General features: G+C 72.3%; 8 protein-coding genes and 2 pseudogenes. 9 read left to right on the top strand and 1 reads right to left on the bottom strand.

Going from position 1 to position 10,683, the window contains the following annotated elements:
• Both JWR81_RS06985 and uvrA read left to right on the top strand, forming a co-directional pair.
• A pseudogene (locus tag JWR81_RS06985) lies at positions 1–225 on the top strand (hypothetical protein); the annotation flags it as partial.
• A 509-nt stretch (positions 226–734) separates the two neighbouring features.
• Positions 735–3,665 carry an excinuclease ABC subunit UvrA gene (gene uvrA / locus JWR81_RS06980; RefSeq protein ID WP_297648329.1) on the top strand — a complete coding sequence of 977 codons (2,931 nt, stop codon included), beginning with the start codon at positions 735–737 and terminating at the stop codon, positions 3,663–3,665.
• A 21-nt stretch (positions 3,666–3,686) separates the two neighbouring features.
• Here uvrA and JWR81_RS06975 read toward each other — a convergent pair whose 3' ends face one another.
• Complete coding sequence (locus JWR81_RS06975) at positions 3,687–4,103, bottom strand: ester cyclase (protein ID WP_297648327.1); 417 nt, start codon at positions 4,101–4,103, stop codon at positions 3,687–3,689.
• Positions 4,104–4,349: 246 nt separating this feature from the next.
• Here JWR81_RS06975 and JWR81_RS06970 point away from each other — a divergent pair.
• From JWR81_RS06970 to pheT, 7 genes and pseudogenes are all read left to right on the top strand, one after another.
• Positions 4,350–4,519: pseudogene (locus JWR81_RS06970) on the top strand (HTH domain-containing protein); the annotation flags it as partial.
• 553 nt (positions 4,520–5,072) lie between these two features.
• Positions 5,073–5,675: a translation initiation factor IF-3 gene (gene infC, locus JWR81_RS06965; RefSeq protein ID WP_297648330.1), complete on the top strand. Its 603-nt coding sequence runs from the start codon at positions 5,073–5,075 to the stop codon at positions 5,673–5,675.
• 76 nt (positions 5,676–5,751) lie between these two features.
• Positions 5,752–5,976 (top strand): 50S ribosomal protein L35, encoded by a 225-nt coding sequence (rpmI, locus tag JWR81_RS06960; RefSeq protein WP_297648326.1) that lies wholly within the window; start codon positions 5,752–5,754, stop codon positions 5,974–5,976.
• Positions 5,977–6,020: 44 nt separating this feature from the next.
• Positions 6,021–6,410: a 50S ribosomal protein L20 gene (gene rplT / locus JWR81_RS06955; RefSeq protein WP_297648324.1), complete on the top strand. Its 390-nt coding sequence runs from the start codon at positions 6,021–6,023 to the stop codon at positions 6,408–6,410.
• Between the two features lie 71 nt (positions 6,411–6,481).
• A complete protein-coding gene (locus JWR81_RS06950; RefSeq protein ID WP_297648322.1) occupies positions 6,482–7,246 on the top strand; it encodes an RNA methyltransferase in 765 nt (254 codons plus the stop codon).
• 397 nt (positions 7,247–7,643) lie between these two features.
• A complete protein-coding gene (gene pheS / locus JWR81_RS06945; protein ID WP_297648320.1) occupies positions 7,644–8,699 on the top strand; it encodes a phenylalanine--tRNA ligase subunit alpha in 1,056 nt (351 codons plus the stop codon).
• A gap of 28 nt (positions 8,700–8,727) precedes the next feature.
• Positions 8,728–10,683: phenylalanine--tRNA ligase subunit beta (pheT, locus tag JWR81_RS06940; protein ID WP_297648319.1), on the top strand; the 1,956-nt coding region annotated here is incomplete at its 3' end.

Genomic DNA, 10,683 nt, shown 5'->3' with positions numbered 1-10,683 from the left:
GGCACGGGCCTGCCGTCCCTGGGACACGCGGGGTACCTCGGCGCCGGGGCGTACGCGGCGGGCCGGGTGTCGATCAACGTGACGGCCGAGGCGCCGGTGCCGCTGCTGGTCGGCGCCGTCGTCGGTGCGCTCGCCGCGGCGCTCACGGGCTGGGTGACCGTCCGCAGCGCGGGCATCTTCTTCCACATGCTCACCCTGGCGATCGGCGGGACGCTGCAGCACTAGAGCCTGTTCGCCCCGATGACGGCGCTCGAGACGGTCGTGCCGGCTGTGCAGCGCCACGAGAAGGGCCGGATCTCCGTGGTGCCGCGCGCGCAGGTCGCCGTGCGGGAGCGGGCGGAGAAGCCGCTCTGCACCGGGTGCCGACCGACACGTTCCGCCGCGACCCGGAGACCGCGGGACGGCTGCCTGGGGTTGCCTGACGAGGACGTCGCGGCCGCGCTCCGCCGGCGCTGCACGTCGTCGGACGGGCGTATCGTGAAGGATGGCCGTCCGCTCGCCGAGTCCCTGGGACCGCTGAGCGGGCCGCGCCATCCGGGCCCCGACCCCGGCTCGCGAGGTTCGAACGTGCGTGCGATCCTCGTCGCGGCGCATTCGGCTCCCCAGGGCATCCGCCCGCCGGGGCCACCCCGGCGCCCGTCCGGTTCTGTCGGTCGGCGCGCTTAGCATGAAAGGGACGGTCCCGGCGTCGGTACCGGCTGTCCCGCTCCTGGAACCCGAGGAGGCTCCCCCCCGTGGCCGATCGCCCCGTCGAGGACCGTTCACGCCTGGTCGTGCGCGGCGCGCGTGAGCACAACCTGCGTGGTGTCGATCTCGACCTGCCGCGCGACAGCCTCATCGTGTTCACCGGCCTGTCCGGTTCGGGCAAGTCCAGCCTGGCGTTCGACACGATCTTCGCCGAGGGCCAGCGACGCTACGTCGAGTCGCTGTCGGCGTACGCGCGCCAGTTCCTCGGCCAGATGGACAAGCCCGACGTCGACTTCATCGAGGGCCTCTCGCCCGCGGTCTCGATCGACCAGAAGTCCACCAACCGCAACCCGCGGTCCACGGTCGGCACCATCACCGAGGTCTACGACTACCTGCGGCTGCTCTACGCCCGCGCCGGCGTCCCGCACTGCCCGGTCTGCGGCCACGTGATCGAGAAGCAGACGCCGCAGCAGATCGTCGACCAGGTGCTCGCCATGGAGGAGGGCATCCGGTTCCAGGTGCTCGCCCCGGTGGTGCGCACCCGCAAGGGCGAGTTCGTCGATCTCTTCACCGCTCTCCAGCAGCAGGGATACTCCCGCGTGCTCGTCGACGGCACGGTGCACATGCTCACCGATCCGCCGAAGCTCAAGAAGCAGGAGAAGCACGACATCGCCGTGGTGATCGACCGGCTGTCGGTCAAGGCGTCGTCCAAGCAGCGGCTCACCGACTCGGTGGAGACGGCCCTGCGGCTGGCCGACGGGCTGGTGGTGCTCGACTTCGTCGACCTCCCCGACGACGATCCGCACCGCGAACGCCGCTTCTCCGAGCGCATGGCCTGCCCCAACGGCCACCCGCTGTCGCTCGACGAGCTCGAGCCCCGCACGTTCTCCTTCAACTCGCCCTACGGCGCGTGTCCCGAGTGCGCCGGCCTGGGCATCAAGAAGGAGGTCGACCCCGAGCTGGTCGTCCCCGACCCCGATCTCTCCCTCGCCGACGGCGCCATCGCCCCGTGGGCGGGCGGCCACTCCGCGGAGTACTTCGGGCGGCTGCTCGAGGGGCTCGCCGGTGCCATCGGCTTCCGGATGAGCACCCCGTGGCACAAGCTCGACGCCGCCGCGCAGAAGGCCGTGCTGCACGGCAGCAACGACCAGGTGCACATCCGCTACAAGAACCGCTACGGCCGCGAGCGCTCGTACTACGCCAACTACGAGGGCGTCATCCCGTTCCTCGACCGGCGCCTGGACCAGACCGAGTCCGACTCGCAGCGCGAGCGCTACGAGGGCTACATGCGCGACGTGCCGTGCCCGGTCTGCAAGGGCGCACGGCTCAAGCCCGAGGTCCTGGCCGTCACGCTCGCCCACCGCGACCAGGGCGAGCGCTCCATCGCCGAGGTGTCGGCGATGTCGGTGGCCGAGTGCTCGGAGTTCCTCGGCGGCATGGTGCTCGACCAGCGCCAGACCATGATTGCCGGCGCGATCCTCAAGGAGGTCCAGGCCCGCCTGGGCTTCCTGCTCGATGTCGGGCTGCACTACCTTTCGCTGTCGCGGGCCGCCGGCTCGCTGTCGGGGGGCGAGGCCCAGCGCATCCGGCTGGCCACGCAGATCGGGTCCGGCCTGGTCGGCGTGCTCTACGTGCTCGACGAGCCGTCCATCGGCCTGCACCAGCGCGACAACCGCCGGCTCATCCAGACGCTCATCCGCCTGCGCGATCTCGGCAACACGCTCATCGTCGTCGAGCACGACGAGGACACCATCCGCGCCGCCGACTGGGCCGTCGACATCGGCCCGGGCGCGGGGGAGCACGGCGGCCACATCGTGCACAGCGGCTCCGTCGAGGGGCTGGAGTCGCACGACACGTCGCTCACCGGCGCGTACCTGTCGGGCCGGCGCTCGATCCCGGTCCCGGAGAAGCGCCGCCCGATCGACCCCCAGCGCAAGCTGACGGTGGTCGGCGCGCGCGAGCACAACCTGCGGGGCATCGACGTCGACATCCCGCTGGGCGCGCTGGTGGCCGTCACCGGGGTGTCGGGCTCGGGCAAGTCAACGCTGGTCAACGACATTCTGGCCACGGTCCTGGCCAACAAGCTCAACGGCGCCCGTCAGGTGCCCGGCCGCCACACCCGCATCACCGGGCTGGAGGAGCTCGACAAGCTCGTCCGGGTCGACCAGTCGCCCATCGGCCGCACCCCGCGCTCCAACCCCGCCACCTACACCGGCGTGTGGGACCAGGTCCGCAAGCTGTTCGCCTCCACCACCGAGGCCAAGGTGCGCGGCTACCAGCCGGGGCGGTTCTCGTTCAACGTCAAGGGCGGGCGCTGCGAGGCGTGCTCCGGCGACGGCACCATCAAGATCGAGATGAACTTCCTGCCCGACGTCTACGTGCCCTGCGAGGTCTGCAAGGGCGCCCGGTACAACCGCGAGACGCTCGAGGTGCACTACAAGGGCAAGACCGTGGCCGAGGTGCTGGACATGCCGATCGAGGAGGCCGCGGAGTTCTTCGCGCCGATCAACTCGATCGCGCGCTACCTGCGCACCCTGGTGGACGTGGGCCTGGGCTACGTCCGGCTCGGGCAGCCCGCGCCCACCCTCTCCGGTGGCGAGGCGCAGCGCGTCAAGCTGGCCTCGGAGCTGCAGAAGCGCTCCAACGGCCGCACGGTCTACATCCTCGACGAGCCCACCACGGGCCTGCACTTCGAGGACATCCGCAAGCTGCTGCTGGTGATCAACGGGCTGGTCGAGAAGGGCAACTCGGTGATCGTCATCGAGCACAACCTGGACGTGATCAAGACCTCGGACTGGATCATCGACATGGGGCCCGAGGGCGGTTCCGGCGGCGGCACGGTGGTCGCCCAGGGCACGCCCGAGCAGGTGGCGGCCCACCCCGACAGCTACACGGGCGAGTTCCTCCGGGGCCTCGTCACACCAGAGGAGCCGAAGCGCGCACCGGCTCGCCGCCGCAAGGCCGCGGCGGCGAGCTAGGCGGCGGGCGATCGGGTCGGCTCAGCCCGGCAGCAGGCCGAGCTGACCCAGCATCTCCATCTGGTCGAACATGAACTCCGAGCGCGCCACCTTCTCGCCGTCCATGGTGGTGAACAGCGTGTAGGTGGTGGTCATCGGCCGTCCGGTGGGCGGGATCGCCGAGCCGTCCGGCGCCATCAGAGGCCCGGTGTGGGTGCCCTGGAACGTCGCGAGCTGGGCGGCCTGCTGCCCGTCCACCAGCAGCGTCCGGTAGGCGATGCGGTTGTCGGGGAACGCTCCGTTCCACAGCGCCCAGAAGTCACGCACGCCCTGGATGCCCTTGCCGGTGAAGCCCGGCGCCACCACCTCGTGGTTCTCGGCGTAAAGGGCGACGAAGGAGTCCTCGTCCTTCGCGTTCCAGGCGTCCTGGGCCCTGTCGGTGAGTTCTCGGATGTCCATCGGGGCTGTCCTCCGGTCGTGTCGGCTCCGCTGTCGGACGACGGCGGTCACTGCGGCGGGGAGCAGGGCGCCGACGCTAGGCCCGGCGCCGGGGCCCGCACCAGCGACCGGTCGGCCCCATCTGGTCGGCAGTCGGCCGCGGCCGGCGCCGGGCGTCCGGGTCTCAGCGGGCGTCGAGCAACGCCAGGTGGTGGGGGTTCTGCACGATGCCGACCTGCAGGCGCGGGCCGGGCGACCTCCGCCGGCCTGGCGGACGAGCTCGAGGTGTCGGTGGCCCGGCCCGGCGCGATCTCGAGGCGCTCTCGGCCGCCGTCGTCCCGGTCCACCCGCAGCCGGGACGCGGCGGCTGGTCGCTGCCGGGCGGGGCCCGGACCGACCTGACCGCCCTCACCGCGCCGGAGGCGCAGGCGTTGTTCGGGGAGTCGGCGGAGGCGCCGCGCTCCTACTGCGACGGCCACGCCGAGCAGACGGCGTTCGTGCTCGCTCGGGTGCCGCCGGACGAGGACGAGCGGGTGGCGCCGGAGTGGGCCGGGTTGATGCGCCGTCGGCCTGCCCGGGCCGCTGCCCTCGTTGAGCGCGGAGGACGCGGCGGGCCCGCCGTTCGACTCGACCTGGCCACGGAGCTCGCCGCGGCCGACGGGGAGCCGGTGGTCGTGCTCGACGTCCTGACCACGGCGATCGTGACCGGGCACCGCAAGCGGCGGATCCCGCGCCGACGCCGCGTGAGGCTCGGCCGGTGCCGCGGACCCCCGCCGTTCGCATCCCGGGAGGGCCCTCGTGTAACCTTCGGAATGCGACCACCCTGTCGCACGTTGTTGCGTATGTCAGTACGCCTCAACAGGCAGGGCGATCAAGTGGAGCCCCGCTCCCACCCGCGACGCTGATGGTGTCCGGGTCCGGTCCGCCGATGCACCGTAGGTGCATGGGCTTGTCCGTCGGGTCTTCGCTCCGTCGCTCCACACGACGTCGATACGAGGAGACCCCATCAGCACAGAGACGCGCATCAACGACCGCATCCGCGTTCCCGAGGTCCGGCTGGTCGGACCGAACGGGGAACAGGTCGGCATCGTGCGTATCGAGGACGCCCTGCGGCTCGCGCAGGAGGCCGAGCTCGACCTCGTCGAGGTCGCTGCTCAGGCCCGCCCGCCGGTCTGCAAGCTCATGGACTACGGCAAGTTCAAGTACGAGAGCGCGCAGAAGGCCCGGGAGTCCCGCCGCAACCAGCAGCTCACCACGATCAAGGAGCAGAAGCTCCGACCGAAGATCGACAAGCACGACTACGAGACCAAGCGCGGCCACGTCCGGCGCTTCCTCGAAGGCGGCAACAAGGTCAAGGTCACGATCATGTTCCGTGGTCGCGAGCAGTCCCGTCCCGAGCTCGGGTTCAGGCTGCTGCAGCGCCTCGCGGAGGACGTGAGCGATCTGGGCGTGGTCGAGGCGACCCCGAAGCAGGACGGTCGCAACATGACGATGGTGATCGCTCCGAACAAGAAGCCGCCGACCCGGCCGCGTCCCGCCTCTCCGGACACGGAGCCGGTGGATGCGCAGGCCGCCGAGGCCCACCAGGCCTGACGGCCAGACGACCGCACCACAAGTACTGACGCCCCCGGCCCCGCCGGGGTGCCGTCACCGGTGAGTAGGAACTGCCATGCCCAAGAAGAACGCGAACCACAGTGCGAAGCAGAAGAACAAGACGCACAGCGGGATGTCCAAGCGGGTCAAGGTGACCGGCGGCGGCAAGCTCCTGCGCCAGCAGGCCGGCCTGCGCCACCGGCTCGAGGTCAAGTCGAGCAAGGAGACACGAGACCTCTCCCACGTCGTCGAGGTCAGCCCGGCCGACCGTCGACGCGTGAAGAAGATGCTCGGCCTGTAGTTCCGGCCCGCCCCCGCTGAACCCCCGACTGTGAGGAAACACCCATGGCACGCGTGAAGCGCGCGGTCAACGCTCAGAAGAAGCGTCGCACCACCCTCGAGCTGGCGAGCGGCTACCGCGGCCAGCGTTCGCGGCTGTACCGCAAGGCGAAGGAGCAGATGCTCCACTCGCTGAACTACGCCTACCGTGACCGTCGCGCCAAGAAGGGCGACTTCCGGAAGCTGTGGATCACCCGTATCAACGCGGCCGCCCGCGCCAACGGCATGACCTACAACCGCTTCATCCAGGGCCTCAAGATCGCCGAGGTCGAGGTCGACCGCAAGGTGCTGTCGGAGATCGCCATCAGCGACCCGGCCGCCTTCGCCGCGCTCGTCGAGGTCGCTCGCGCGCACGTGCCCGCCCAGGCCGCCGCGCAGGACGGGACGGCGGCCTGAGCCGCCCGTTCCTCTCCGGAGCCGTACCGCTCGGCACCGAACGCACCCCGCGCGTCGTCGCAGCACGCAAGTTGCTGCGCCGCGCCGGGCGCGATCGGGCCGGGCGGTTCCTCGTGGAGGGGGCGCAGGCCGTCCGCGAGGCGGTGCGGTTCGGCCACGTGCACGAGCTGTTCGTCACCGAGGTGGCCGCCGCGCGCCACCCCGAGCTGCTTCACGCCGCGGATGATGCCGGTGCGCGCATCGTGCCGGTCACCGAGCGGGCTGCGGAGTCCCTGTCGGAGACGGTCACCCCGCAGGGTCTCGTCGCCGTCTGCGACCTGCTCGACGTCCCGCTCGGCGAGGCCCTCGCCCGCGGGCCCGGCCGCATGTCGCGGCTCGTCGCGGTGTGCGCCGGAATCGGCGACCCCGGCAACGCCGGCACCGTGATCCGCGTGGCCGACGCGGCGGGTGCCGACGCCGTGGTGCTCGCGGGCGACAGCGTCGACCCCCACAACGGCAAGGCCGTCCGCGCGTCCACGGGCAGCGTGTTCCACCTACCTCTGGCGCGTGTTCGCGACACCGCCGCTGCGCTCGACGCGTGCCGGGCCGCGGGCCTGGTGCTCCTCGTCGCCGACGGCCACGGAGAGCTGGACCTGCACGACCCCGCGGCCGCCGCCGTACTGGGCGGGCCGGTGGCGTGGGTCTTCGGGGGTGAGGCGCACGGCGTGCCGGACCTCGCGATGGAGCGGGCCGACCACCGCGTCCGCGTACCGATCCACGGCCACGCCGAGAGCCTCAACCTCGCGACCGCCGCTGCTGTCTGCCTGTACGCCTCCGTCGGGGCCCGCGCCCGATAGCGGTGCTCCGAGTGGCCCGGCTCGTTACTGCCTGCGGTGCGGTGCGGTACGCGCCGCGGGGCCGGGGGCACCGTCTCGAACACCGTGTCGGAGGTCCGCGGTGGGGCGCTCCGGGATTCCGCGGGTCCTCGGCGTCACCGACGACGCGTCCGGCCGCCGCGCGGGCGTCGCCGCCCGAGGTGATCGGCGGACTGGTCGCCGCCTGCGGTGGCAGACTGGAGGTACGCGCCGTACAGCCGCGCGGCACCTGCGCCCGCGTCGTCCTGCCGAGCAGGCAGGTGGGACCGATCGGGGTCGTGCCCGATCCCACGGCGTGAGCGTGGACGGCACCTGAACGGCGGCGCAGGACGGTCCGCCTGCGTAACGGTGTCGCCACCCCCTTTAGGATCGGACCACCATGACTGAGAGCACGGACGTGATGAACCCGCTGCACCCGGACGCACTGGCCGCTGCCGTCGCTGCGGCCCGCGCGGCGTTCGAGGATGCTGCCGACCTGGCCGCGCTCGCCGAGATCAAGCCCGTGCACCTGGGCGATCGTGCCCCGCTGCTGCTGGCCCGCCGCGAGCTCGGCTCGCTGCCGGGCCCGGACCGCGCCGACGCCGGCAAGCGCGTCAACGCCGCCCGCCAGGAGGCACAGGAGGCGTTCGACGCCCGCCGCGAGGTGCTCGCCGCCGAGCGCGACGCGCGCGTGCTCGCCGAGGAGGCCGTCGACGTCACGCTGCCGTGGGACCGCATCCCGCGCGGCGCCCGGCACCCCCTGACGCAGATCTCCGAGCGCATCGCCGACGTGTTCGTCGGCATGGGCTGGGAGGTGGCCGAGGGCCCCGAGGTCGAGTCGTCGTGGCTGAACTTCGACGCGCTCAACTTCGGCAAGGACCACCCGGCGCGCACGATGCAGGACACGTTCTACCTCGCCGACCCCGCCGGTGACGACGGGTCCACGGTCCTGCGCACGCACACGTCCCCGGTCCAGATCCGCGCCCTGCTGGAGCGCGACCTGCCCGTCTACGTCGTGTGCCCGGGCCGCACGTTCCGCACCGACGCGCTCGACGCCACCCACACCCCGGTGTTCCACCAGGTGGAGGGCCTCGCGATCGACAAGGGCCTGACCATGGGCCACCTCAAGGGCACCCTCGACGCGTTCGCGCGCGCGATGTTCGGCACCGAGTCGAAGATCCGCATGCGGCCGTCGTACTTCCCGTTCACCGAGCCGTCGGCCGAGCCCGACGTGTGGTTCCCGGAGAAGAAGGGCGGCGCCGGCTGGGTCGAGTGGGGCGGCTGCGGCATGGTGCACCCCAACGTCCTGCGGGCCGCAGGCGTCGACCCCGACGTCTACTCGGGCTTCGCGTTCGGTATGGGCCTGGAGCGCACGCTGATGTTCCGCAACGGCATCCCGGACATGCGCGACATGGTCGAGGGCGACGTCCGCTTCAGCCGCGCTTTCGGCGTCTGACTTTCCTTTCTTCGCGTAGGAGTTTGCAGTGCGGGTTCCCCTGTCCTGGCTGGCCGAGCACGTCGGCAGCCCGCTCCCCGGCGTCGACGAGACCGCCGACGCGTTCGTGCGCGTCGGGTTCGAGATCGAAGAGGTGATCGAGCCCGCCGAGATCACCGGTCCGCTCGTCGTCGGGCTCGTGAAGGAGATCGAGGAGCTCACCGGGCTCAAGAAGCCGATCCGCTGGTGCCAGGTGCAGGTGGGGCCCGAGACCACCCACGGCATCATCTGCGGCGCCCGCAACTTCGCCGTCGGTGACCTCGTCGTCGTCTCGCTGCCCGGCGCCGTGCTGCCCGGCGGGTTCGTGATCTCGGCGCGCAAGACCTACGGCCACACCTCCGACGGCATGATCGCGTCGTCGAGGGAGCTGGGCATCGGCTCCGACCACGCCGGCATCCTCGTGCTGCCGCCCGGCAGCGGCGAGCCCGGCGACGACGCGATGCCGCTGCTCGGTATCGAGGCCGTGCTCGACATCAACGTCAACCCCGACCGCGGCTACTGCTTCTCGGTGCGCGGCCTCGCCCGGGAGATCGCGGCGGCCCTCGACACCGACTACACCGACCCGGCCGCGCGCGTGCAGGTGCCCGCGTCCCCCGAGGACGCCTGGCCCGTCTCGCTCGACGACCCCGGTTGCACGCGGTTCGTCGCCCGCCGCGTCGACGGGGTCGACCCCGCCGCGCCCGCGCCGTGGTGGATGCAGCGCCGCCTGCTCGCCGCCGGGATGCGCCCGATCTCGCTCATCGTCGACGTCACCAACTACGTGATGCTCGAGCTCGGCCAGCCCCTGCACGCCTACGACGCCGGCAAGCTCCAGGGCGGCATCGTGGTGCGGCGCGCGAAGGCGGGGGAGCAGCTCACCACGCTCGACGACGTCGAGCGCACCCTCGATCCCGACGACCTGCTCATCACCGACGACTCCGGCCCGATCGGGCTCGCGGGCGTCATGGGTGGGGCGTCCACGGAGATCACCACCGCCGGAGGCGGCTCCGCCCCCGGCGACGAAGGCCGGATCGACGTGCTGATCGAAGCCGCCCACTTCGAGCCCGCCGTGATCGCCCGCGGCGCCCGGCGGCACAAGCTGCCCTCGGAGGCGTCCAAGCGCTTCGAGCGTGTCGTCGACCCCCAGCTCCCGCCCGTGGCCGCCGAGCGCGCCGCGCAGCTGCTCGTCGAGTACGGGGGCGGCACCATCGCCCCCGGCCGCACCGACGCGGGGGCCGCACCCGCGGCCAACCCGATCTGGATGCCGCTCGACCTGCCCGACCGCGTCGCCGGCGTCAAGTACGCGCCCGGCGCCACGGTCCGCAGGCTCGCCCAGGTGGGCTGCGATGTCGAGCTCGCCACCGCCGACGACGGCCGCGGCGGCGTGACCGCCACCCCGCCGTCCTGGCGGCCCGATCTCGTCCAGCCCGCCGACCTCGTAGAGGAGGTGCTGCGGCTCGAGGGCCTCGACGTCATCCCGTCGGTCCTGCCGTCGGCCCCGGCCGGGCGCGGGCTGACCCCGTCGCAGCTGCGCCGTCGGGCCGTCTCGCGCGCGCTGGCCGAGGCCGGGTTCGTCGAGGTGCTGCCGTTCCCGTTCGTCGACCCGTCGGTGTGGGACGCGTTCGGTCTCGCGGCCGACGACGTCCGCCGCACCACCGTGCACGTGCTCAACCCCCTCGACGCCGACCGCTCCGAGCTCGGCACCACGCTGCTGCCGGGCCTGCTCGACATGCTGGTGCGCAACCGCTCGCGCGGGCTCGCCGACATCGCGCTGTACACCGTCGGCCAGGTCGTGCTGCCCCACCGCAACCCGGTGCCGATGCCGGAGCCCGGCGTCGACCGGCGCCCGAGCGACGACGAGATCGCACAGATCGAAGCCGCGCTGCCGGCCCAGCCGGTGCATGTCGGCGCGGTGCTGGCCGGCGCCCGCGAGGCCGGCGGCTGGTGGGGCGCCGGGCGCGGCGCG

The sequence above is a fragment of the Pseudonocardia sp. genome (assembly GCF_025965585.1).
Classification (GTDB): Bacteria; Actinomycetota; Actinomycetes; order Mycobacteriales; family Pseudonocardiaceae; genus Pseudonocardia.
This window is presented reverse-complemented; position numbering and strand designations above follow the sequence as displayed.